Annotated in this window: 18 protein-coding genes and 3 pseudogenes; 8 read left to right on the plus strand and 13 right to left on the minus strand. The window is 45.0% G+C overall.

Annotation, left to right across the window (positions count from 1 at the left end; genetic code table 11):
* Window positions 1-147 precede the first annotated feature (147 nt).
* Window positions 148-849: a hypothetical protein gene (locus JCM23214_RS17325; RefSeq protein WP_148301929.1), complete on the minus strand. Its 702-nt coding sequence runs from the start codon at window positions 847-849 to the stop codon at window positions 148-150.
* A 775-nt stretch (window positions 850-1,624) separates the two neighbouring features.
* Window positions 1,625-2,713, minus strand: coding sequence for a hypothetical protein (locus tag JCM23214_RS17330; protein WP_025900046.1), 1,089 nt, complete (start codon window positions 2,711-2,713; stop codon window positions 1,625-1,627).
* Between the two features lie 826 nt (window positions 2,714-3,539).
* Here JCM23214_RS17330 and JCM23214_RS17335 point away from each other — a divergent pair.
* Complete coding sequence (locus JCM23214_RS17335; protein WP_148301930.1) at window positions 3,540-3,992, plus strand: hypothetical protein; 453 nt, start codon at window positions 3,540-3,542, stop codon at window positions 3,990-3,992.
* A gap of 41 nt (window positions 3,993-4,033) precedes the next feature.
* Here JCM23214_RS17335 and JCM23214_RS17340 read toward each other — a convergent pair whose 3' ends face one another.
* The 7 genes from JCM23214_RS17340 to JCM23214_RS17365 form a co-directional block, all read right to left on the minus strand.
* Complete coding sequence (locus tag JCM23214_RS17340; protein ID WP_500801830.1) at window positions 4,034-5,128, minus strand: NAD(P)H-dependent flavin oxidoreductase; 1,095 nt, start codon at window positions 5,126-5,128, stop codon at window positions 4,034-4,036.
* Between the two features lie 218 nt (window positions 5,129-5,346).
* The gene (locus JCM23214_RS26175) at window positions 5,347-6,045 is read right to left on the minus strand and encodes a DUF2254 family protein (protein WP_199899715.1); all 699 of its coding nucleotides are present in this window, start codon (window positions 6,043-6,045) and stop codon (window positions 5,347-5,349) included.
* On the minus strand, window positions 5,952-6,602 hold the full coding sequence (locus JCM23214_RS26180) for a DUF2254 family protein (protein WP_199899716.1): 651 nt from the start codon (window positions 6,600-6,602) through the stop codon (window positions 5,952-5,954). Before JCM23214_RS26180 ends, JCM23214_RS26175 begins: the two co-directional genes overlap by 94 nt.
* A gap of 304 nt (window positions 6,603-6,906) precedes the next feature.
* On the minus strand, window positions 6,907-7,584 hold the full coding sequence (locus JCM23214_RS17350) for a nitroreductase (protein WP_025900049.1): 678 nt from the start codon (window positions 7,582-7,584) through the stop codon (window positions 6,907-6,909).
* Between the two features lie 215 nt (window positions 7,585-7,799).
* Window positions 7,800-8,009 (minus strand): cold-shock protein, encoded by a 210-nt coding sequence (locus JCM23214_RS17355; protein WP_025900050.1) that lies wholly within the window; start codon window positions 8,007-8,009, stop codon window positions 7,800-7,802.
* 47 nt (window positions 8,010-8,056) lie between these two features.
* Entirely contained in the window at window positions 8,057-9,457 is a 1,401-nt protein-coding gene (locus tag JCM23214_RS17360) for a DEAD/DEAH box helicase (protein WP_084264921.1), read from the minus strand.
* Window positions 9,458-9,740: 283 nt separating this feature from the next.
* Window positions 9,741-10,412 carry an FMN-dependent NADH-azoreductase gene (locus JCM23214_RS17365; RefSeq protein ID WP_025900052.1) on the minus strand — a complete coding sequence of 224 codons (672 nt, stop codon included), beginning with the start codon at window positions 10,410-10,412 and terminating at the stop codon, window positions 9,741-9,743.
* Between the two features lie 120 nt (window positions 10,413-10,532).
* Between JCM23214_RS17365 and JCM23214_RS17370 the strand changes: the two genes are divergently transcribed.
* Window positions 10,533-11,435: a LysR family transcriptional regulator gene (locus JCM23214_RS17370; protein ID WP_025900053.1), complete on the plus strand. Its 903-nt coding sequence runs from the start codon at window positions 10,533-10,535 to the stop codon at window positions 11,433-11,435.
* Window positions 11,436-11,450: 15 nt separating this feature from the next.
* Here the strand turns inward: JCM23214_RS17370 and JCM23214_RS17375 are convergent, their stop codons facing one another.
* A complete protein-coding gene (locus tag JCM23214_RS17375) occupies window positions 11,451-12,326 on the minus strand; it encodes a LysR family transcriptional regulator (RefSeq protein WP_025900054.1) in 876 nt (291 codons plus the stop codon).
* A gap of 97 nt (window positions 12,327-12,423) precedes the next feature.
* Here JCM23214_RS17375 and JCM23214_RS17380 point away from each other — a divergent pair, with 97 nt between their 5' ends.
* Window positions 12,424-12,930, plus strand: coding sequence for a lactoylglutathione lyase family protein (locus tag JCM23214_RS17380; protein WP_025900055.1), 507 nt, complete (start codon window positions 12,424-12,426; stop codon window positions 12,928-12,930).
* A 367-nt stretch (window positions 12,931-13,297) separates the two neighbouring features.
* Window positions 13,298-13,828 (plus strand): hypothetical protein, encoded by a 531-nt coding sequence (locus JCM23214_RS17385; protein ID WP_025900056.1) that lies wholly within the window; start codon window positions 13,298-13,300, stop codon window positions 13,826-13,828.
* 110 nt (window positions 13,829-13,938) lie between these two features.
* Here the strand turns inward: JCM23214_RS17385 and katG are convergent.
* Window positions 13,939-16,087: pseudogene (gene katG, locus JCM23214_RS26870) on the minus strand (catalase/peroxidase HPI).
* 679 nt (window positions 16,088-16,766) lie between these two features.
* Here katG and JCM23214_RS17395 point away from each other — a divergent pair.
* The 4 genes and pseudogenes from JCM23214_RS17395 to JCM23214_RS17410 all read left to right on the plus strand — a co-directional run.
* Window positions 16,767-17,867 (plus strand): ABC transporter ATP-binding protein, encoded by a 1,101-nt coding sequence (locus tag JCM23214_RS17395; RefSeq protein WP_025900057.1) that lies wholly within the window; start codon window positions 16,767-16,769, stop codon window positions 17,865-17,867.
* A 111-nt stretch (window positions 17,868-17,978) separates the two neighbouring features.
* Window positions 17,979-19,084, plus strand: a pseudogene (locus JCM23214_RS21615) (extracellular solute-binding protein).
* Window positions 19,085-19,173: 89 nt separating this feature from the next.
* Window positions 19,174-20,727: an ABC transporter permease gene (locus JCM23214_RS17405; RefSeq protein WP_025900058.1), complete on the plus strand. Its 1,554-nt coding sequence runs from the start codon at window positions 19,174-19,176 to the stop codon at window positions 20,725-20,727.
* A gap of 4 nt (window positions 20,728-20,731) precedes the next feature.
* Window positions 20,732-21,910 (plus strand): annotated as a pseudogene (locus tag JCM23214_RS17410) (ABC transporter permease); the annotation flags it as partial.
* 36 nt (window positions 21,911-21,946) lie between these two features.
* On the opposite strand, the gene JCM23214_RS17415 reads toward JCM23214_RS17410, so the two are convergent.
* Window positions 21,947-23,161 carry a PQQ-dependent sugar dehydrogenase gene (locus tag JCM23214_RS17415; RefSeq protein WP_051548236.1) on the minus strand — a complete coding sequence of 405 codons (1,215 nt, stop codon included), beginning with the start codon at window positions 23,159-23,161 and terminating at the stop codon, window positions 21,947-21,949.
* Window positions 23,162-23,207: 46 nt separating this feature from the next.
* The gene (locus JCM23214_RS17420; protein WP_025900061.1) at window positions 23,208-23,738 is read right to left on the minus strand and encodes a PAS domain-containing protein; all 531 of its coding nucleotides are present in this window, start codon (window positions 23,736-23,738) and stop codon (window positions 23,208-23,210) included.
* Between the last annotated feature and the right edge of the window lie 169 nt (window positions 23,739-23,907).

The following is a 23,907-nucleotide window of genomic DNA, read 5'->3' on the forward strand; positions in this document are numbered from 1 at the left end:
CGCTCCCATAAATTGGGGAGCTTCGCCAGTTGAGATGGCTAGGAGTAATGCTAGAAGCCCGTACACTTCAAGGTTCGCGGGCTTTTTTGTGCCTGCAGTGCCTTGAAGTGGGTGTTTGGGTGATCCATTTACGAAGTAGTAACTTGCTTAATATACATCTTTGTAAATGTACCTACCCCCAAAAGGTAATATTGTTCTCTCTGGTATTTCATAGTTGCGTTCTTTGGCTTTCAGTTTTCCATGTGCCAATGCTTCATAAATAAAATTTCTGGACTCTTTAAAAATTTGTTTCCACTCATGTATCCAGTGTGGATTAAATCGAAGTGTCACTAGAAGCGAATCCAAACTGAACATTATTGTGCATCTATTGAGGGACATAGTACAAGACATATAAATAGGTTGTTCGACATCAATGCTTGGAACAAGACTGGCGTCTCTATATTCTTTCAAAAGTTTTTCTTCGGATTGTGACCATTCACTGAAGTAGATGACATTTTTTTCTTCAGTTCTGACACGCTCGTTATTCATTAGAATTACTTCTCCAGCGTCCTTCCTGCCATCAATAAATATGTCTACATTACCATATATTTGACGCTCTTTAATGGTTTTCCATTTGTCTATACCTGGATACCGGCCAACAACTGAAACATTGTCAGTAGCTCCATTTTCTAGATGAAAAAACCAATATAGTGACCCTGGGGGGAAGTAGATAAATTGATTTTGAATATAATATAGGTGCCAGTCTTCTTTATATGTAGCCCATTTGTAAACTGGATAGCTTGCATAAGTTAGCCCTGCCAAAAGAAGTAGGCATAATGCTATTCTCATTTTAGAGTATCGTTTTAACACTCAGTCTCCTTCTTCATAAACAGTCTGAATTTAGATATTTCAGTACCGGATCGGTATTTTTTGAGAGTAGATTTATTGGTTTATGAAAACAAGTCTTGCGTGGGACTTCATTTTTTGTAAGAAGAAAAGTACCTTTTTGTTTTGCTGGGTATGCCTTTTGCTGATACTCAGATTAGTAGTAATGGATTTTCACTAGTCTTAAATTAGGAGTCTCCATAACTATCATTTAGTCAATTTAGGCACTAAATTTGAATGTATGTTTGAGGTTGTTGCGTGCCCCCGCAACCAAATGAAAAAAAGCTCATCCGCCTAGGATGGCCTTTTTTGTTGACTGCTCAGTCGGTGAAATTGATACCTCAAGGAAAACCCTCAAGCCTTCCCAAGGTTCCCAGCCACAGCGAAGCGCCCCAGACGCCACCAAGCAAAGGGACGCAAACTAATTAAAACTCATATGTCTATCGCTTAGGTGGATTTCAATATTAACGGAAATTGTGCACGTATTAAATTCTGGAAGCGATACGGAAACGTATGACGCAGGCAATTTGTCATGAAATAGAGCTATTAAAGAGCCAATGGTAATTATTATTGCCTTAAACTGACACAGACATTCGTATTGGTAGGCTTTGGGACGCTGCAAACTGAAACTCTTGGGGAAGGGCGTCAATAGAACTACTAAATTCTTATTCCTTAAAAATTTGAATAATTGGTTCTTCGTTAAATCTATTGCGTTTCAGTTTTCTTTCGTCTTTTAAGAATGGCTTTAGTTGTAAATTGACTAGTCCAAAAAGCGTAAATCAAATCGGCAGTCACTATAAGCGATTGAATTATGGTAGTCGTTTTTGCTAATCGGGATAGGTTTATTACAGATCAAGTGGTCTGCCCAAGCCATAATTTTGCATTGACGTAGTTTAGCGCTTTTACCATTGAGTTTGAAATAACACCAGTTTACGGACTTAGAGTAAAAATTTGAACCAGCCCTAAGTTTTTCAAATTTGCTATCTGCTCTGGTTTGGGCCGCTGACTTTTCGGCGTCTGAAAGAACTTGATCCAATTCTGTGAGCGCATTTTTTAGGTTGAAAGGTCTCATTTTAGCAGTAATCAGGTAGTATTCATAGGCTTTGCCAGCGTTTGCTTTTATCTGGAAACCTTTTTTATACATTTGGGCAAACAGGGGGTAGATTTCGTATACGCCGAAATTCAGATGTTTAACTAAGGCGTCAAAAGACTCGGTTTCTATATCTGTATATTGTTCTGCCCAGATATCCATAGTAAGAGATCGTGCCAAAAATATAGCTGATCGGGGATCATTTAGGGTACGGAAATTCTGTTCATAAATCTGTGAGGTGCTCATCCCCTGAAATTGGGGGAATGCCTTGAAAATCTGATCGCTATAGAAATGAACGCCAAACTTGAACTCACGCTCCAGCATTCGAGCGACATATTCGATATATCTACTATCTTCATAATTTTTCCATGATAGCAACAACTCTAGCATTTCCTGAAATTTTCCTGGTGATGGCGTCCCAAAACCACTGATACCAATCCAGGTTAGGAAAGCAAGTTCCTGAAATGCGGGGGCATAACTCTTAGCAACGGCTTTTTTTAAATAAGTAATGCCTCTGTCATATGATATGGGAACTTGTATATTCCTAAAATGTGCCTCACTAATTAGATACTTTAGGTATAAATCACTGCCGCTTGGGTCTGTTGACTTTTTGTTCAGTATATCTTCGACAATTTTATACTCACCGGCCAGATAGTGTGTCCAAGCTACGCGTGAATAGCCTTCCGTAATCTCTGTCGCAGAAGCGCCAGCGGTAAAAAACAAAGTTAAATACAATAACAGATATTTGATCATATACATGAAACACTCAATCTATTACTTGTGAACCAAATGCAGGGCACATTCATCAAGCACGTAGGAATGTAGATTTCTCTTAAAAACAAGAATGGCTTCTTTCGTAAGTGTATTAATTCTATCATAAAATGAATGGTTTTGTGGAATTTACGGCATTTATTTTAAACAAGTGCCATGGAGTTTAAGAGATATCGAAAATTTTCACCTATGGTTCAAGAGCAAGCATTCAACCTTGATTTAGTCCTCTAGCTGACCGTTAAAATATTGCATTGATGGTCTTTGTTAAAACGTTTCCCTTCAGAATTATGCATGCCGGTTTTTATTGATAGATGAAGGTATGCAATGGATCAGTTATAGCTAAATTGATACAGCAAATATATTTGTGGGTAAGTGTAGAGAAGAGAAGTGAATAGTAATTTAGTTAACCAATGTATTTGATATTTTTATAGGTTGCCTTTGCTTGCCGTTTAAAAAAATTAATTCAAACAATATTAATGACTTATAGAGGGTGCCCTTATAGATCTAAGCGTTGTGAGTTCAAGGCGCGTCTTGGAAGTAATTGAAAACGATATCCGGAGTTTGTGCCGACTTTAAGTAGTAGTTACGTCTTTTGAGCATAATATTTGTATTTTTAGTGTATTTCCAAAGGGTGACCGAGTGGTACTCTTACAGAGTTTGAAAGACTAAAAACCAGTTTTTGATCCACCTAATCCAATTCTTCGATAGGGTGTCACTTAGCCGAGGAGGAAATTCTTTTCTTGGCAAATTGTTCTTTACTCCAATTAAGCTTACAGTCGTAAAGCCTGATAAGCTAAATACCGGGGGAATTAAATTGGAAAATAGTGACAAGAAAAAATTCACGTATGATCGTGCAAAGAGTACAATTTATCTGCTTGAGGACCCCTCAATTAGCTTGAAAGAATTTGGATTTCGTCCAGAGCAGGGATATGTCTGGGTCCTTGGGTATGGGTATAAGAAAATAGGCCTGACAACTTTGGATCGGGATGGGACGGAATATTTTCCAGAAACGGCTAGCGATGGAAGGAAGATCCGGATTATCGCTGATATTGGAGTTTATGTAGACAATGGGTCGCTTCGCCCACCTCACGCTAGGGAGTATCGGTTCAGAAGTCAGAAAGAGTTGGATGACGTTTTAAACGTCATTAAAAAAGTTTTTTACATTTTGCCAGGTGACGGGAAATTTGAACGGGGTACAGGCGATAGTTTGCTTCGTTTTTCGGATGGCATGCTGGAGAGGATCAACAATGGGGAGTATCTCAAATGAGCTACGCTGGTATAACTCTTCTAATCGCCTTAAAAGAAACTTCACCCACTCGATAATTTCGAAAATACCTCTTCAGCCTCATTAATCAGGCGATTTGTGAGTTCACTTGCGCTTTCACGGCGGCCCAGTGCTGCGGCTTGACCTGCTAGATAGGAGGAAAATTCCGTTGAGCCTTCGGCTTCTGCTTTCGCCTTGAACTGTGCAAGAACACCATAACCCATCGGAAAATCCATAGGCGTGTCCGTAATTGGCCCAAGATCACGGGTTAAACGGGTAGCGAACCCTCGGGCCGGTTTTCCCGAAAAAACGTTGGTTATGACCGTATTATTATCTGTCGCGCCCTTAAGCTTTGATCGATACATATCATTTGCGAGAGATTCATCGGTAAATAGATAGGCAGTTCCAATCTGCACTGCCGATGCACCAAGCGCGAAAGCTGCAGCAATCGCGCGACCATCAGCAACTCCTCCGGCTGCGATCACAGGTATATTCACGGCGTCAACGACCTGCGGGAGGAGGGCAAAAGTGCCTGCCTGTTCCGCAACTGACTTAGATAGGAACATCCCGCGATGCCCTCCTGCTTCTGTGCCTTGCGCAATGACTGCGTCGCAGCCCGCTCTTTCCAGCCAGAGCGCTTCCTCTACCGTATTTGCGGAGGAAATAACCTTACAGCCAGCTGCTTTTACCCTTTGAAGAAGAGTGGTTTCAGGTAGACCAAAGTGAAAGCTGACAACTTTGGGGCGAAGCTCTTCAACGAGCGCGCAATGCTCGTCCGAGAAGGGATTTTTATTTGACCCGGCAGCGCCAAGAGCGGGTTCGATCCCCAGTTCCGATAGGTATGGGGTGAATTTTTCGAGCCAGGAACGTTCAGCTTTTTCCGTATATTCATTATAACTGTGGCAAAAGAAATTCAGATTTATCGGGTTGCGCGTGGTTTCGCGGATTAGGGAAACTTCCTGCTTTATTTTCTCAACTGAAAGGCCTGCGCAGGGAAGCGAGCCAAGTCCGCCAGCATTGCTAACAGCCGCGGCCAGAGCATGATCGCCTGATCCTGCCATAGGGGACAGGATTATGGGATGCTGTATGTCAAATAAGTCCAAAATTCTGTTGCTCGGCCACATCTCTCGGCTCCTCAATTGTGAGAAGATAAACGCTTACGCATTACCTGTTGTTTGTATTGGATGCCAATTCGCGTGATTTGTACAGCTTGTTAGGTAAGTTTATTGTTCTTCAGAATTTGGATGAAAGGTTTTCCATAATAGAGAAATGGTCGTCGTCACTGCTCGAACACCCTATAGAGCAGATTAGATCAATTCCCGAGAATTTGTTCGGTTCTGGTGCCGAACCAAATCTTTTAAGACTGCATCCCAAGGCGCTCGAAGAGGGCATTCAGTTTTTCAAGTTCTGCTGGTGCCAGTGCATCCTGCGCCCTTTGGAGTGAGGTCCTTGCATGTTCCTCAGTAACCCGGCTCACGTCAGGATCGGAAATCCAGATCAGGGCTTCGTAAGCTTTTGCCAAGCGGGTAACGAGTTCGATAGAACCCGCACCATCCCGTGCTATAAGGGAAAATGCATCATCGTACATGTCCTCAAGTTGCAGTGCCGGGACTTCGACAAGATCGTAGAGACATGCCTCCGGCTTTTCCTCAGGCGGGGTAAGCCATCTGGAAAATATACGAACGAGGGTGCCAATCACGCTGATTGCGGTGCCAGGGTCATTTATACCCGGTGAAAGAGCACGACAGGCGATTTCGGACAATACGATAAGGCCGAAGCGTGGATCGTCGTCAAATGTCCGCTTTTTACCAATTCGAAAGGCTGCTTCAAATTTATCGCTGTTTATGGATTCAGTTTCTTCTTCGGGTTTAATATAGCCGAGAACCCGGCCTGGAGCGGCAAAAGTGCCTGGTAATGCCGTGACCTCAAACCGCACTTTCTGTCTTTTGGCTTCGGTTTGCATCAACTGTAAATCCAATTGCTGAATATAACCAACCCGGTCCGTGAATATGGGTTTAGATATTTTCGTCCGCGGCGTGATCGAACTTGCCCCCATCGTGGGATGAAGCGTCGCCTCTCTAAAGCTTCTAGAGTAGCGTTCTCCACCTTGTCGATCGTCTCCTCAAGCCGTCCAAGGCGGGCAACCCGATCAACCCACCTGATGAATGTCACGATAACAACGATAAAAACGAAAAGTGTCAGCGAAAATAATACGAAGCGGCCAGCATTTCCATACAAACCATTTTGCAAGGCGATCAGCGCAACGATACTGAATATGAATGAGCCTACAAACGCCGAAAGCGCATTTTGAGAAACATCATCGGCAACCACGAGAGTGAATGAGCGTGGAGTTGCAGTTCTGCTCGCGTTGGAGTAGGCAGAAATCATTGCTCCAACAGCAAATGTGGCAATTACCAGCATACTTGCCGAGATAATGGATAATAGCGTGTTCAACGATTCGACGGTCACATTGGGGAGGAGGTGATCTATTCCTGAATTATCCACCAGTCTGGCAAGAAATGCCATGCTGATAGACAGCAGGCAGATAATCAGAGGTCTGATCCAAAGGAGTTCACCCATTCGATTGAGCAGATATCTTAATTTGTCTCGCACGACTTTTTCCTTAGATTTTGTTTAAGTAGCGCCTCTGGCTGAGGGTGGACGCTTTGATTATATCTTTTTCCCTTCAACGATTTTATTTGCACGGCATCTGCATTTCCAAGTCTTAAAAATGCTTACATTGACGGGACGACGTCTTCCATAATGTACTTTGGTATTGCGGGTAGACAATAGGCTTTTTTCCCAAGCATCCCAGTATCTACGCGCAACCGTTGGAAATAATACAGTAACTATATCAATCACATCCAAGAAACACACCCTGCCAAGTGATCGTGAATCTTCGCAATAAGAAGCTACTCTAATCCTCGAAGCCGACGAACACTGTCGCTTCTTCCACGCTTTTACGTGTTGAGACCACGGCGTTTGCGGGAAAGGTTTCATCGGGCCAGCCGAGGGCAATACTCTTCATGATGACTTGATCCTCGGCGATGCCTGCATGTTCACGCACCACGGGAGATTGCATAATTCCCTGACTGTTGATGACTGTTCCAAGCCCCCGCGACCATGCCGCATTCACGAGCGCCGTGGCAACCGCACCGCAGTCGAAAGCTGTATCGTCACTGTCGGCCAATTCGCGGTCATAGGTCACAATTATGCTAACCGGGGCATCAAATTGGCGAAAGCCCCTCAGCACCCAGTCCTGCCGTTTTTCTTTGTCTTCACGGGCGATACCCATTGCCGAAAAAAGTTGCTTTGCAACGCCCACCTGTCTCTCACGATGCTTACCGGTGAAAGGTTCTCCGATGCGAAATTCGCGCGAGTGGGGGACGCCCGCCAGGTTCCGCTCCGTGTTCCCAGCCCGGATCCGGGCAAGCGGCTCACCCGTGATGACATAGAAACTCCAAGGCTGGGTGTTCATTGAGGAGGGCGCGCGCATTGCGAGGGTTATGATTTCTTCAATCAATTCTCTTGGCACAGGGTCGGGTTTATAGCCGCGAATACTGCGGCGATTAAGGATCACTTCATCAAAATTCATTGTTAGCCCTTGAAAGATTTCGTTCTTTTTGGTTTTTCTTACCCCGTGATAACTACCGATTAATACCGGACAACGCAAACAATGATGTAAGTAGGCAGGTTTTCGTTTAATGGTGATCTCAACCATGTAGGCTCAAAAAAAGAAGGCGCGTTCCATCATCTATCAGGAACACGCCTTCTTAAACCGCAAGAGTGAGCCGGAAGGCCCAAGCTTGGTTATTTTACCTGCAGGTTGACCGCAGAAGATTTATTGCGAGCTTTATCAACTTCAACTTCGTAACTTACGTTGTCACCCTCGTTCAAGCCGTTCAGTCCTGCCCGCTCAACAGCGCTGATATGCACAAACACATCCGAGCCGCCGTCTGTTGGAGCAATAAAGCCAAAACCTTTGGTTCCATTGAACCATTTTACTGTACCATTAGCCATTTTGATCGTTCCTTTTCGTCTGATCGTTACAAGTCTTGATTGACTTATTATTTACCGCGATGATGCGGATTATTTCGTTTTGTTGAGCCCGCATTTGCGAGCATGCGATTTAGCCCCGCTACTGTGTCTTTAGGACTTGGGGTCCCGTCACTGCTTTGAGAGTTTTTCTTTGGTTTAGATTTAAACTTTCGGCGGCGGCTTTTTATGCCGTCCTGACTCTGTGAGCTTTTAAATTTTTGATTGGTCGGCTTTGATTTTTTCGGCCGCTCTGTGACTTTTATCGCTTCTGCCAAAGGCTGGTTAACACTCTCGAGGCGGGCCCCAATCAGTTTTTCTATGCTCCTTAGAAGGTCCTGTTCTGCCATATCACATAACGAGATGGCCTGACCTGATCTGCCGGCCCGCGCAGTACGTCCTATTCTGTGAACGTAGGACTCGGGGACGTTTGGTAGCTCATAATTGACGACAAGTGAAACATCATCCACATCGATACCGCGAGCAGCGATATCCGTCGCAACAAGAACGGATATATCGTTGGTACGAAAGGCGGCTAGTGCCCGCTCTCTTTGTGACTGGCTCTTGTTGCCATGAATAGCGGCTGCAGAAATTCCTGCTCCCTCCAGGTGTCGACTTACCTTGTCAGCTCCCCGCTTTGTGCGCGTGAATACAATGGAGCGTGGGCTTTCGCTTAATATTTTTGTCAATGCAGCACGTTTTTCGGCAGCAGGAACGTGCTGAACGGATTGCTCAATTCGGTCAATCGGTTTCGAGACAACAGCAACTGCAATTTCGACTGGATTGTTCTGAAAATCATTTGCCAGTTTACGAATTGCCGGTGGCATGGTTGCTGACATCATGACTGATTGTCTCTGCCGCGGGAGCTGTCCCATGATTTTTCGAATGGTTGGCATAAATCCCAGATCCAGCATCTGATCTGCTTCGTCCAAGACGATTGTGTTCGTCTGCTTTAGAGAAACAACACCAGCCGTCATATGATCAAGTAACCTCCCTGGGGTAGCGACAATGATATCAACACCCGGGGCGAGGGCTCGGATTTGAGGCTTGGGCTTTACACCGCCAACGACAACCGCTACGGAGATTTTCGTAAATTTTGCATAGTTAGCAATATTTTCGGCAATTTGGGCGGCCAGTTCGCGAGTGGGAGCCATTATCAATGCATGGCTTGCTTTGGGCTGAGCCCGTTTTCCATTTTGCAATATCCTCTGCAGCAGAGGCAATACGAAAGAAGCCGTTTTTCCGGTTCCTGTCTGAGCAATACCTAAAACATCGCTTCCTGCCAACATGGCGGGAATAACATCGGCTTGAATTGGAGTAGGGGTTGAGTAGCCTTCGGCATCTATTGCACGAAGTAAAGTCTCGTCAAGAGCGAGATCTGTAAACTTGATCAAGTTGTCACTTTCAAAGACCAGCAGATCAGCACAAATCATCCGTGCCGCATGAAGGTCTGTTTTTATGGAAGCTCGCGTAGATTAGCTGCCGAGTTAAATCCGATCCACAAGGATCTTTCAGGCAACTCTATCAATACGACTAATTGCGAGAAGTCTGCACTGTTAGTGATGTACGGTAATCAACTACGCCCAGCGCAGATCGAGACATGCTCACACTTCAGGAATAATAGCAAGCTGAATTTGTAATTTAAAAAACTAATAAAGCAAATTATTCCAAAAAAGAAACGGGAGATTTGAACTTCAATCGCCCAAATCCGCCGCGTTATTGGTTGCGAATTGATAGTTCCTGTGCCAGATTTTCCGCCGCTATATGCGCGTTTTGGACGGAAAGTTTGTGCCGTCCGTCATTAAATTCCTGATATTCGGCGGTTATCTCGTGGACTGTTTCAACGCCCAGGTAACGGCTTAACGTTTTGATATGGGGGGTTAGATGGTTCATTTTTTCGCGAATGCCGCCCTTCGCAAAACCAAATTCACCACAAGATGTAATCAGCACCAGTGTCTTGCCTGACAAAGTTGGCTCGAGAGGAAAATCCCCGCGCGCCAAATCAAAGCTAAAGGTTTTGTGGACCCGGATTACCTGATCAAACCATGCCTTTAACGAAGCCGGCATGCCGTAATTATACATTGATGTGGACATGGCAATAATGTCTGCCTGTTCCAGCTCTTTGATCAATGTGTCAGATAAGGAAAGTAATGATTTTTGAGTGTCGGTTTGGCTTGCGTCTGGTGTGAAAACTGCGGCAATCCAGTCCTGACTTATGAAATCCGGCGGGTTAGCTCCCACATCTCTATAGATGATATTATCTTCGTTATTCAGCGCTTGCCAGTTTTTTATAAATGTCGATGCAATGGATTTGGAAATTGAGTTGTACTCTGCAACGGGATTGTCTGTTTTTCGCGCACTCGCGTCTATGTGAAGTATGGTTTTCATCTGTTCCTCTTTCATGTGAGCACTGAATTGTTTGAAGATATATGGCACTTGAGAGGGTGTTTGACGACTGATCGTTTCTTTACTATAGATGAATTAAATTCATCTAAAATGAGAGAATGAATGCTTTCGAAATTGCCATCACTAAATGTTCTCAAGGTGTTTGACGCTGCTGCAAGGCTAAAGAGCTTCAAGAAGGCTGCAGAAGAGTTGCATGTGACGCCAACGGCCGTCTCCCATCAGATCAAAACGTTGGAGGAAAGTCTCGGGACGCGGCTGTTTGAGCGACACACTCGTGCCGTTCAGCTAACCAGAGACGGAGAGTTGCTGTCAGAGACCACATTTGACGTGTTTCGTCGGCTGAGCGATACCATTAATTTTATTGTTGGTTCAGAACAGGTACTGACGATCAGTACAACTTCCTCTTTTGCATCACTGTGGCTGGTATCAAATCTGGTGAAATTTTACAAAGAAAACCCCAGTATCGGAATATCCATTCATACGGCGGAGCAGAAGGCTGACATTATGGCGGATCGTCGAATTGATCTAGCAATAAGCTATGGACAATTTGAGGGTGCGATGCCTCATTCTTCAAAATTGATTACCGAGAAATTTGGACTGTATGCGACATCTGCCTATCTTGAGAAATATGAGAAACTGGATGAGGTTCAGCTGCTGGAAACAGAGTGGGTGAATACATCCCTGCCGTCTATCAGTTGGGAGACACTCTTAAGCCAAGATTGGTGCAAGGAAGGGGTGAGCTATCAGATTAGGCGCTACAATCAGGAGCAGCATGTAATTCAGGCGGCATTGGCAGGGCAGGGGATAGCCCTTGTAAGCTCCTTGCTCGTCATGAACGCATTAACGGAAAGCTGGTTGGTGCCTTTTACCAGGAATGAATTGCCGAACGAAATTGCAGGTCTGACATATTATCTTGTCGTACCCCCACGCAATCGACGCAATAAAAATGTTCTGGCTTTTACCAACTGGTTAAATTCTGAATTTGGGAATTTGTCGGCCGATTAATTTTTGAACAGGAACTTAATGACTCCATAAATTCTGTAATATTTCGAGCACCTGATTATATCGTTTCGGTAAAGTCTTGTATTTTTTAGTGACTAAATAAACAGTTTCTTCGCAAGCTTTGTCTATCTTGCCAGTCTCAATCAAGTTGCGATCTGGATACTGCTTTAGTGTACTTTCTGGAAGAACCGTAAAGCCAAGCCCTTTTGATACAGGAAGCAGGATTTGATTAATTTGGTTAACATAACCTGAAATGGGAAAATTATTGAATCCGTTGAATCGGTCCGGGTAGTTCAACTCAAATAGCTGAGATGCATAATGAGCACCATTGGGGTGGTTGATATAGCCTAACTCAAGCAAGTTTGCCCAACTGCTCGTGTGGCCTTTCGGCAATAAAATACAGAGTTGTTCAGAACCGATTTTTTTTAATGCCAGATCCGGGTCATCAATATGACTTGTGATAAGAGCGATATCACTTTCATCTTGTTTGATCTGTTGTATCGACTTTGAATTCGGAGCAGCTTCAAGGCAAACCCGCAGTTTTGGAAATTTTGATTGAAGGTCAAGTAGCTCTGGGTAAAGAAGGATCGCCATTGAGCCCGAGCAAGAGATTTTGATTTCACCTGCATCCAATGTGTCTTTGTGCAGATTTTCCCGAAAATTTCTTTCAGCCCTGAACTGCTCTTCTGCATAAAGGCGCAAGCGCTCACCCGATAACGACAAATTCACTTTTTTCCCATTCCGAAGAAGCAATACCGTGTTTAGTTCTTTTTCTAGGGACTTAATATGTTGGGATACACCGGGTTGGGTCATATTTAAGTTTTCCGCCGTTTTCGTGAAATGACGGGTGTTGCAAAGCTCAAGAAATGTTCTCAGATGGTGAGGATTTATCATAACGAAAATTTATCAAAATGAGTATATCTAATAATTATACATGATGTTATCGGTGTGGCAATTTGATTTCAGAGTTTAAGTTATTCAGGAGATCAAAATGAATAATACAGCCTATCCTAGAGCTTTTTCACACATTGGAATTTCAGTCCCTGATTTGGAGGCTGCAGTCAAATTTTATACCGAGGTTCTGGGTTGGTATCTGATAATGGAGCCAACTCAAATTAAAGAAGATAATTCAGCAATTGGAGAAATGTGCACAGATGTTTTTGGTGCTGGGTGGGACCATTTTAGAATTGCTCATCTTTCTACTGGGGATCGCATCGGTGTTGAATTGTTTGAATTTAAAAATCAAGAAAACCCGGAAGATAATTTTGAATATTGGAAAACAGGCATTTTTCATTTCTGTGTTCAAGACCCAAATGTGGAAGAATTAGCGCAAAGAATTGTCGCTGCCGGAGGAAAAAAGCGTATGGAAAAACCACGTTACTACTATCCGGGTGAAAAGCCATATCGAATGATATATATGGAAGATCCGTTTGGAAATATTCTCGAAATTTATAGCCACAGCTATGAATTGCACTATGGATCAGGGGCCTACTCGTAAGTTGCGGATTTTAAAATAAAGATAAGTGAGCCCGTTTTTTCGCTGTTAAAGTGACGGCTGTTGAGGTTGGTTGTTGTAACCCTCTCGATGGAGTGAAGGGTTTCATTTAGGGCCCTTTCATCGTGGTCTTCCGGGTAAAACTGATAAAAGACTGGGTAATATTTGAAACCTTACGGCTTAACTCTGTCGGCACAGCACCAATAAGCATTAAAAAAACCGCCGAGACCACCGGCGGATTAGAGGCGTTTGGTAGTTGTTCGTAAAGTGGAGATTGCATTGAATTTGATTGTACTCTATTTAAGGGTTTACAATTAAGGGTAGATAATTTATAATTAGAATACTCTAATAAAAATAGGGAGGTATTGTTATGTCCCGTTGTTTTTATCTCATCATTTTCATTTTAGTGTCTGTTATTTGGTCAGAGCGTTCTGCACATGCCGAGTGCAGTAGTGAAACGCTAGAGCGTCTTGCAGCCATGGACGGAATGACAGCTGAAACCATTAAAAAACTTTGCTTGCAAACTGCGACTTCTAATGTAGAGGCCCGAAACATCAGCAATACGCAGCGATATCAGGATGGTGGAGAACGTTGTGCAGTGCAAGCGAGTGCTTTATCGATTAAGGAAGAAGGCGTTTGGCTAAAAACGGAAACAGGTACTCTAGCAAAAGAATGTTGCATTGGTAAAAGTAAAGGAAACTACATTACAGTGAATTTTTATAACTCAATTAATAGAAATTCGTCTACAAAAGTGGGTAGTTCGGATCCAATGGCTGTTTGGGCTAATAATGCTAAAACCTGGAAAACCTTTAATTTCGATGTCACTAGTTTTCTCCCTAAAAATCAACGGAATGAAGTGAAAAGTTTTGATATCACTTGGACTGGTATGGGAGGGTGTTAAGGCTGATGTGACTAATGACCAAATAGACGCAAACACCATGCTCAAGCTCGCAACAAACATTAAAAAAAACCGCCGGGACCACCGGCGGTTTTTTCTGTCACTAACGAGTATTATTGGACTGGGGGGAGGTCAGCTGTCATGACTTGGCTCCATGCGGTGATGAAGTCAGTTACGAATTTATCCTCTGCATCGTCCTGTGCATAAATTTCCGCATAGGATCTCAGGATTGAGTTCGATCCGAAAACCAGATCAATTCGAGTTGCAGTCCATTTGACTTCACCGCTTTTACGGTCCCTAATTTCATACAAGTTGTTACCCGCTGGTTTCCAAGTGTATTTCATGTCGGTCAGATTGACGAAGAAATCGTTTGTCAGGCAGCCTTTGCGATCAGTGAAAACGCCATGTGAAGTCATTGAATGGTTGGTGTCCAATACTCGCATTCCGCCGATCAAAACAGTCATTTGTGGTGCCGTTAAGCCCATCAGTTGGGCTCGGTCCAACAGAAGTTCTTCAGGGGAGACTGCATAATCCTTCTTCAACCAGTTCCGAAACCCATCCGCAATGGGCTCTAGCGGCTCGAAAGACTCTGTGTCTGTCTGTTCAGGGGAGGCATCTCCGCGTCCGCTTCGGAAGGGAACCGTTACCTTGTGTCCAGCTGCCTCTGCGGCCTGCTCAATCCCGACATTCCCAGCGAGAACGATCATATCAGCCAAGCTTGCCCCAACTTCCTCAGCGATGGGTCGCAGCACCGCCAGAACTCGTTTAAGTCGTTCAGGCTCGTTTCCTTCCCAGCTATTTTGAGGGGCAAGTCGAATACGGGCACCATTTGCGCCACCTCGCCTGTCAGAACCACGGAACGTGCGAGCGCTGTCCCAAGCCGTGCTGACCATTTCGCTGATAGACAGCCCGCTTGCAGCAATTTTGGCTTTTGCTTCATCTACATTATAGTCCGAGGGGCCTTCTGGGATAGGATCCTGCCAATCAAGGTCTTCGTTTGGGACATCCGGACCGATATAGAATGATTTTGGTCCTAAATCCCTATGGGTCAGTTTGAACCAAGCCCGGGCGAAGGTTTCTGAAAAATATTCCTGATCCTTGTGGAAGCGTTCGGATATTTTGCGATAGACCGGATCCTTGATCATAGCCATATCTGCATCTGTCATAATCGGGTTCTGCCGGATAGCAGGGTCCTCCACGTCAACAGGCTTATCTTCGTCACTAATGGAAACAGGCTCCCATTGCCACGCACCGGCCGGGCTTTTCTTGAGTTCCCATTCGTGATTGAAAAGCATTTCAAAATAACCATTGTCCCATTTTGTTGTGGGTAGTCCATGCGCCTTCAATGCCGCTGGTGATCGTGTGGCGCCCATGGCCGCTGCCGGTGGGGTTGTGCCATCCAAATCCCTGTTGTTCGACATCTGCTGCCTCAGGATCTTCTCCGAGGAGGGACGCGTCTCCATTCCCATGCGCTTTGCCAATTGTATGGCCACCTGCTGTCAACGCGACAGTTTCTTCGTCGTCCATTGCCATCCGGGCAAAGGTCTCGCGTATTTCCTGAGCGGTTTTTAATGGGTCAGGCTTGCCGCCGACACCTTCAGGGTTGACGTATATAAGGCCCATCTGTATAGCGGCCAACGGGTTTTCGAGAGATTTAGGGTCCTCGTCATTTTCATAACGTCCACGTCCCAGCCATTCTTTTTCCGATCCCCAGTAAATGTCTTTTTCAGGATGCCAAATATCTTCGCGGCCAAACGCAAATCCGTAAGTTTTAAGTCCGGCTGCTTCATAAGCTATGGTGCCGGCTAAAATCATCAGATCAGCCCATGAAAGACGATTGCCATATTTTTTCTTGATTGGCCATAAAAGCCTGCGAGCTTTATCGAGGCTGACGTTGTCCGGCCAGGAGTTGAGAGGGGCAAACCGCTGATTTCCGGTTGCGCTGCCGCCGCGGCCATCTGCAATTCTATAGGAGCCCGCGGAATGCCAAGCCATTCGGATCATCAACCCTGCGTAATTCCCCCAGTCTGCTGGCCACCAATCCTGGCTATCGGTCATTAGCGCGTGCAGATCTTTTTTTACGGCTTCAAAATCGAGCTTCTGAACTTCGTTACGATAATCAAAGTCATTTCCCAATGGGTTGGTTTTGGTGTCGTGCTGATGGAGGATGTCGAGATTTAAGGTTTGAGGCCACCAGTTTGTGTTGGATTTACTTGTTGATGTGTTAGCACCGTGCATTACGGGGCATTTTCCCTGGCTCATAACTGGCTCCTTTAAGTTGGTGTATGAATTTAAGCTAATGCGAAACTCCAGTAATTCGAGCAAAAATTAGTAAGACCCAAAATCCGGGTATTTCGTTCCTTTGATGAACATAAGAAGGATGGGTTGTTCCGTAAAATTCAATTTTTTTAAGTTGAGGTTCAGTTTTTTAGATCGATCTACTTTGCAAGAAGATACGCAGGGTGGATTAGATAGAGGTGTACAACTTACCTGTAAATGACAAGAAAGGTAGTGTTGGCGGGTAAAAACATTCGAAAACATGGATGAGTTGATAAATTATCTGCGTTTTTACATTCTAAATAAACTGGAAAAAAACGAATTTAAATATTTGTATACAACGACTTGGTTTTAATAAAAATTAAATATTTGAATATGATAAATATTTTATATTAATGTGGTTTTTTGATTATTATTAGTATTATTTCGGTTGTTCTTGGCATTATTTTAGAACAACTTATTTAATTCTCCAATTTTTTAATAAAATACTTAAAATCAAATTACGCATAATACCTAATTTGATTATATATATATTTGATTGTTTTGAGAAAATTTCCATATCACTGTTGTTTTATTCTGTGATTTTTGTTTTAATCGCCGCGATTGGGAGATGAGCCGTCTAAGGCTCAAGTTAATATTTGGATGAGAGATACAGGGGGCCAGCTTGGCTAATACAGCAGAGGAGCGCGCGTTTGTTGAGTTTGAGCGTGTGCAGAAGAGTTATGATGGTGAAACTCTTGTTGTTAAAGACTTGAACCTTTCAATGCCCAAAGGGGAATTCCTAACCATGCTGGGGCCATCAGGGTCTGGAAAGACGACCTGCCTGATGATGCTTGCAGGTTTTGAAACCGCAACACATGGTGACATTCGCCTTGATGGCAAAGAAATCAATAACATCCCTCCACACAAAAGGGGAATTGGTATGGTTTTTCAAAACTATGCACTTTTTCCCCACATGACCGTTAATGAGAATCTCGCTTTTCCTCTTGAAATCAGGAAGCTTGGTAAAGCGGATCGGGAAGCGAAAGTAAGACGGGCTTTGGAGATGGTCCAGATGGGGGAGTTTGGCGCACGTCGTATTGCTCAACTCTCTGGCGGGCAACAGCAGCGGATAGCACTGGCACGTGCGCTGGTATTTGATCCTTCGCTTGTGCTGATGGACGAGCCTCTGGGGGCGCTGGATAAACAGCTTAGAGAACATATGCAGTTTGAAATCAAGCGGATTGCAGATGATTTGGACATTACGGTTGTATATGTGACGCATGATCAGACGGAAGCTTTGACGATGTCTGACAGGGTTGCCGTGTTTGATGATGGTCGTATTCAGCAGCTGGCGCCGCCTGATCAGCTTTATGAAGAACCAGAAAACAGCTTTGTAGCGCAGTTCATCGGCGAGAATAATACTCTCGAAGGCGTCGTTCAGGAAATTAGAGACGGGCTTGCTCTCGTCAGGCTCGATAACGGCGAGGTGATTGACACCACCCCTGTGAATGTCAGTGAGGTGGGAGAGAGGACAAAAGTATCAATAAGACCTGAAAGGGTCGAGTTTGATAAAGAGCGTTTGGGTTCAGAGGCGCATACGCTTAAAGCCGAAGTGCTCGAATTCATTTACATGGGAGATATTTTCAGAACCCGACTGCGGGTCGCTGGAAATGAAGATTTTATCGTCAAAACGCGTAACGCGGTTAATCAGACACGGCTTGAGCCGGGGCAGCAAATTGAAATTGGTTGGCTGCCAGAAGATTGCCGCGCACTTGATGCGTAGTTTTGACTGTTGGTTTGCTGCGGCGGTGCTCTTAAGACAGCATTGTAGGAAAGGTTATCCAGTGTCTGGCAGCGAAAATAATTTGTTACTGGGAAAACAGAGGAGATTGGTATGAAATTTATTACGAAACTGTCGGCTGCGATGGTTTTGGCTGCGGTTGGGACGACTGCAGCTACTGCAGCGGATATGGCCAATGAAATGACGATTGTATCCTGGGGTGGAGCATATTCTACATCTCAGATGAAGCGTATCATGAGCCATATATGGAAAAGACCGGCATTAAAGTCATCAATGATGAAAGCTCCGCTGAAGCAGTTGCGAAACTGCGCGCTATGGATGAAGCCGGAAATGTAACCTGGGATCTGGTCGACGTCGTCGCGGCTGATGCCATTCGTCTTTGTGACGAAGGTCTGGCTATGGAAATTGATCATGATGAAGTTCTGGCAAAGGCTCCGGACGGGACGCCGGCAAGTAAGGATTTTGGTGACTTGATCGTCTCTCAATGTTTTATCCCGCAGATTGTGTATTCAACGACATTTGGATATCGCACTGATCTGGTCGGCGACAAAAAGCCAACAAGTGTTTGCGCTGTCTTTGACACCAAAACATGGCCTGGCAAACGGTCACTCGAAAAGCGCCCTATCAACAACATGGAATGGGCTTTGATATGTGATGGCGTAGCCAAAGATGAAGTTTACGATGTATTGGCAACACCAGAAGGGCAGGAACGTGCGCTCAAAAAGCTGGATACGATCAAAGATGATGTGATTTGGTGGTCAGCCGGTGCCGATACACCACAGCTTCTTGCTGACGGTGAAATTGTCATGGGCTCCACATATAACGGACGCCTGTTTTCTGTGATCGAAGAGCAGAAACAGCCTGTCGCAATGTTGTGGGACGCACAGGTGTTTGATCTGGACGGTTGGATTGTTCCTGCCGGCTTGAGCCCTGAGCGTAAAGCACGTGTGATGGACTATCTGAAATTCGCGACCGATACGCAACGCTTGGCGGATCAGGCGAAGTACATCTCTTATGGTCCGGCTCGAAAGTCTTCAGCACCATTGGTTGGCAAGCATGCTGATCTAGGAATTGATATGGCACCACATATGCCAACAGATCCGAATAACGCCAAGAATACATTTTTGTACAACTATGAATTCTGGGCAGATTATCGCGATGATATTGACGCGAAATTCCAAGCTTGGCTCGCCAAGTAAGCAAACTGGGAGTGGGCTCGGCCCGCTCCCTTTTCCCATTCAAGTTATAATTTGATTACGATGGCAATTAGAAAACTGGCGGCAGAAGCATGAGTGAAACTATTGGTTCAGGTCCGGTACTGGCAGCTGACGGAACTCCCTTAAAGAGAAGTTTGCAGCGGTCTTTACGATTGCAAAAGCTGAGGGCGCTTTTATTGATCGCCCCATTGCTGGCCTTTATTCTGATAACATTTATTGCGCCCATCGCCGATATGCTCTTTCGCTCGGTTGAAAACGAGATTGTCAGCGAAACTTTGCCTCAAACGGTTAAATTACTTGATGCTGATGGTCCGTCAGCTCCCATTGTGCCAGGGAATGAGACATTCTCTGCTCTGTATGTTGATTTATATGTGGCGGTGAAAAATAAAGAACATACCCGTTTGGGGAGCCGTCTTAATTACGAGCAAACCGGGGTGTCATCCCTGTTTCGCAAATCCGGGCGTAGAGTAAGGCGTCTGGATGTTGAAATTTATAAAAATCAGTTTCTTGATGTCGATCCAGCATGGGGTGAGGTGACAACCTGGTTGACCCTTATGGAAGATGCCAAGGTTCATAAAGCGCTGCCACAAACAATGTGGGCTTTTTCCGCTTGGCTGGATGACGTGATTGAAGACGGTGATAAGCCGGAAGAAGAAAAGCTTGAAGATTATATATTTGTTGCCTTGTACAATGATCTGTCTGCAGTCAGCGATAAGGCTGTCAGCCGTGATCTTATCAATAAAACCGCTTCGGCAGTGGGTGGTTTTGAAACAGTAGATTTTAAATCTGCATTCGCTAAATTTGATAAAGATTGGCACAATGAAGACGTCTGGAAAACTCTGCGAGTATACTCTCCGCCCTATACAGAAGGGTACTTCCTGAACGCGGTTGATCTGCAAAAAGAATTTGAAGGTTACTCAGTGCGGCCAGAGAATGAACGGATTTACGGAACGCTGTTTATGCGCACCCTGTTCATGTCACTTATCATCACCGGCTGTGCAATATTATTGGGCTACCCAATTGCCTGGCTGATGTCCAACAGGCCGATGCGAGAAGCAAATTTGCTCATGATCATGGTTCTGCTCCCATTTTGGACGTCACTACTTGTGAGAACATCAGCATGGAAGGTTATGTTGCAGCAACAGGGGGTGATTAACGATACACTTGTTTGGCTCAATATCATTGATGAGGCGGGACGGCTGGTTTTGATAAATAATCAGTTTGGCACCATAGTCGCCATGACGCATATTCTTCTGCCATTCATGGTGTTGCCTCTTTATTCCGTTATGCGAACAATTCCAGTCAGTTACACACGTGCTGCGAAGTCATTGGGGGCGACAAACTGGACGGCTTTTTGGCGGGTCTATTTTCCATTATCGGTGCCGGGTATCGGCGCTGGTTCAATCCTCGTATTCATCCTGTCCATTGGCTATTATATTACTCCTGAAATTGTGGGCGGAACATCAGGTACCTTTATTTCAAACCGAATTGCGTATCACATATCCAGTTCCCTCAACTGGGGGTTGGCTGCTGCATTGGGATCAATCCTGCTTCTTGTGGTTCTTCTTCTGTATTGGGTTTACGACAGAATTGTCGGGATCGATAACGTGAAGTTGGGAGGGTAAGGATATGTCTAAAAGTAAACAAAAACCGATTGTCGCATCCCAACAGCAGATTGCAGGTAGTGGTGCATTTTTCGCCGGGCTTTTCGGCTTCCTGTTCGGGATGACACAGGAAATGCCACTGATTGGTATCGCCGGCGGGATTGTCGCCGGCGCGATTGTTGCCTTTCTGGCGAGCAAATATATTCCAACGAAACGGCTGGCCCAGTTGATGTCAGTAATTTTGGGAGGCTTGCTTGGATATGTTCAATCGCAAGTTACCGGCGCTATCGTTGGTGCGGTGTTTGGATGGACATTTATGTGGTTTGTGTACTGGGTCGCAACTGGTGAATATCGTAGACGGTTGCCATCATATGCGACGCCCTGGCAGGTGATCTGGCATCACAGCTTTGTTGTTTTGTGCTGGGCAATTTTCCTGTTTTTGATCACGCCGATCATAGTCGTGATGCCTCTCAGTTTTAATGCAGAGAACTTTTTTACATTTACACCAGAGATGTTGAATTTTGATCCGGCGGGATACTCTCTAAAGCATTATCAGGACTTTCTAACCAATTCAGATTGGCAAAGCGCCTTAAAAAACAGTTTCTTGATCGCACCTGTTGCGACTCTGATTTCTGTGTCTCTGGGAACGCTTGCTGCTATCGGGTTGAGCCAACCATTCGTTCCTTTTAGACGAGCGATCATGGCAATATTGATCTCCCCAATGATCATGCCCCTTATAATCTCAGCGGCTGGAATGTATTTCTTTTATAGTCGGGTCGGCTTGCAAGGTACATATTTGGGGGTCGTTCTGGCCCATGCTGCACTCGGTATTCCATTCGTCATTATTACAGTGACAGCCACTTTGATAGGCTTTGATAGAAGCCTTACGAGAGCGGCAGCAAGCCTTGGAGCAAATCCGATCACGACCTTCTTCAGGGTTCAAATGCCTCTTATCCTTCCAGGAGTTGTATCTGGCGGCCTGTTTGCGTTTATCACCTCATTTGATGAGGTCGTTGTGGTGCTTTTCGTTGGATCTGCTGGACAGAAAACCTTGCCGTGGCAAATGTTTACGGGACTTCGAGAGCAAATCAGTCCAACAATTCTGGCTGTCGCAACAATTTTGGTCGCGCTGTCCATATTAATGCTGACAACGCTGGAACTATTGCGCAGGCGCTCAGAAAAACTAAGAGGGATGACACCGGCTAAGTCGGCTGTTAAGCAGACAGCTGAATGGAGGATGTCAGTTGCCGGGGGCAAGCCGTAGTAATGCGCCGTTGGTGCTATCTGTCAAAACATAGATTGCCCCATCCAGGCCGACTTCTACATCGCGAATTCTGTATCGCCCCTGCAGATATCTGGCCTCGCCGACAACCTTGTCATCTTTGAGTGACAGGCGCACAAGTGACTTGGCTGCCAATCCACCAATCAGAATATTGCCGTTCCAGCTTTTTGGAAACAGGTCCCCCTCATAGAATGTCATTCCACTTGGTGCAATGACGGGATCCCAGTAATAGATTGGCTGTTCCATACCCTCCTTTTGCGTAATACCGTCTCCGACGGCTTCGCCGCTATATTCCTCACCGTAAGTGATCACAGGCCATCCATAGTTTTTGTGTGCTTCGGGTTTATTAAGCTCATCCCCACCGCGCGGACCATGTTCAACCGTCCATAATCGTCCAGTTTGGTCAAGGGCGGCTGATTGAATGTTACGGTGTCCGTAAGACCAGATTTCCGGCAGGATTTTTGCTTTTTGAGGATTGTCGTGTGCAGGTCCTCCATCCGGATGAATGCGAAGGATTTTCCCAATATGTGTGCGCGTGTCCTGCGCAAGTTTTCGAGCATCCTTGTAAGAGCGCTCACCCGTTGTAACAAACAGGGCACCCTGTTTATCAAATACCAACCTCGAGCCGAAATGAAGCGTGGACTGCCAAGGTGGGTTTTGGCGGAAAATAACCCTGACTTCGGCTATTTTGGACATATCTTCCGATAAAGTCCCTGTAGCGACCGCTGTAGCGTTGCGTCCGTTTGAACGTGGCTCAGCGTAACTCCACCAGATTCGATGTGTATTTTTAAAATCTTCTTTGATGGCAATATCAAGCAAGCCACCTTGCCCTCTGGCATCAACGTCCGGTAATCCGATGATTGGTTTGGATATTTCACCCGTAGCTTTAACCAGCCTTAGATTGCCCGGACGCTCAGTAACCAACCATCCACCGTCAGGCAATTGAGCCATACCCCAAGGATGTCTCAGGCCATTTGCGATTATTGCCTCTGACAGGGTTAGCTTGTCGTCAAGTTTCGGTGCTCTTGTTTGCTCTGCGAAAGCGGGTATTTGACCTGTTGCGTTAGGAGGACGACTGTTAAAATTCTCGGCCGTAACTGATGAAGTGAAGGACAAACAAAAAAGCAGGAAAATTGCGAGCCGGACCACAGATCTGTTGATGGCGAGGTTCATTCCAACTCCTTCTATCAAGTGGACGGGTTTGGATATCTGCTGGAGTTTAAGCCAGTTCCTTCACATCTTCCACTTTAAAGAGTTCCTTAAAGCCAATGCTATCATCGATAATTTTCAGATCACGGACGTCCTCGTAATGCTCATAGTCTGGAATGGTTGAGAAAAGGAGCATATTCACTCTTTGACAGTCATCAAAAAGAGGTAGAAGCAAGCGTCGTGTTGTTAATCCTTTTTTGCCTGCATAAAGGAATTTCGAACGAGAATATATAGGGTTTTTAAAAGATACGACTTCCGCATAGAGATCTAGCAGGAAGCGACCATAGGCACCGGATTTAGATGTGGCAACATCCAGTCCAGTGAAATCACGACCAAATAATGTAACCATCGCTGTTCCGATCAGCCGGTAGGAGAATTTATTCGCACCGTCTACATTGATCAGGCCGACATGCGGTAGCAAGGGCACTATTTCCTCAGGCTTGACATGCTTTCTTTGTGGTGGTTTGCCATTTTCAAACTTGCTACGCCAATAGTCATAAAGTTCTGTTTGAACTTTGCATTCCAAATATGCCCTAAACATTTGGCAATTTCTCTCATTGATTGTTCTAGCCAGACATTCACTCGGTACGGACATGTTACACTTGCAACTGTATTTAATACTTATGGCGTATAAGTAAAGTGATTATCATGTGAACTGTATTGAAACCTGCCGATGGATTGGGAGGAAATGGTTAGAACAGGCATGCGGC

It is taken from the genome of Sneathiella glossodoripedis JCM 23214, assembly GCF_000616095.1.
Taxonomy (GTDB): Bacteria; Pseudomonadota; Alphaproteobacteria; order Sneathiellales; family Sneathiellaceae; genus Sneathiella; species Sneathiella glossodoripedis.

Excerpts from the sequence above, each read along its gene's own strand:
- JCM23214_RS26175 (WP_199899715.1), bottom strand. The coding sequence starts at position 6,045 with ATGGGGGCAAGTTCGATCACGCCGCGGACGAAAATATCTAAACCCATA.
- JCM23214_RS17365 (WP_025900052.1), bottom strand. The coding sequence starts at position 10,412 with ATGAAAACCATACTTCACATAGACGCGAGTGCGCGAAAAACAGACAAT.
- JCM23214_RS17355 (WP_025900050.1), bottom strand. The coding sequence starts at position 8,009 with ATGGCTAATGGTACAGTAAAATGGTTCAATGGAACCAAAGGTTTTGGC.
- JCM23214_RS17350 (WP_025900049.1), bottom strand. The coding sequence starts at position 7,584 with ATGAATTTTGATGAAGTGATCCTTAATCGCCGCAGTATTCGCGGCTAT.
- JCM23214_RS17380 (WP_025900055.1), top strand. The coding sequence starts at position 12,424 with ATGAATAATACAGCCTATCCTAGAGCTTTTTCACACATTGGAATTTCA.
- JCM23214_RS17360 (WP_084264921.1), bottom strand. The coding sequence starts at position 9,457 with ATGATTTGTGCTGATCTGCTGGTCTTTGAAAGTGACAACTTGATCAAG.
- JCM23214_RS17385 (WP_025900056.1), top strand. The coding sequence starts at position 13,298 with ATGTCCCGTTGTTTTTATCTCATCATTTTCATTTTAGTGTCTGTTATT.
- JCM23214_RS17370 (WP_025900053.1), top strand. The coding sequence starts at position 10,533 with ATGCTTTCGAAATTGCCATCACTAAATGTTCTCAAGGTGTTTGACGCT.
- JCM23214_RS17420 (WP_025900061.1), bottom strand. The coding sequence starts at position 23,738 with ATGTTTAGGGCATATTTGGAATGCAAAGTTCAAACAGAACTTTATGAC.
- JCM23214_RS17415 (WP_051548236.1), bottom strand. The coding sequence starts at position 23,161 with ATGAACCTCGCCATCAACAGATCTGTGGTCCGGCTCGCAATTTTCCTG.
- JCM23214_RS17330 (WP_025900046.1), bottom strand. The coding sequence starts at position 2,713 with ATGTATATGATCAAATATCTGTTATTGTATTTAACTTTGTTTTTTACC.
- JCM23214_RS17375 (WP_025900054.1), bottom strand. The coding sequence starts at position 12,326 with ATGATAAATCCTCACCATCTGAGAACATTTCTTGAGCTTTGCAACACC.
- JCM23214_RS17405 (WP_025900058.1), top strand. The coding sequence starts at position 19,174 with ATGAGTGAAACTATTGGTTCAGGTCCGGTACTGGCAGCTGACGGAACT.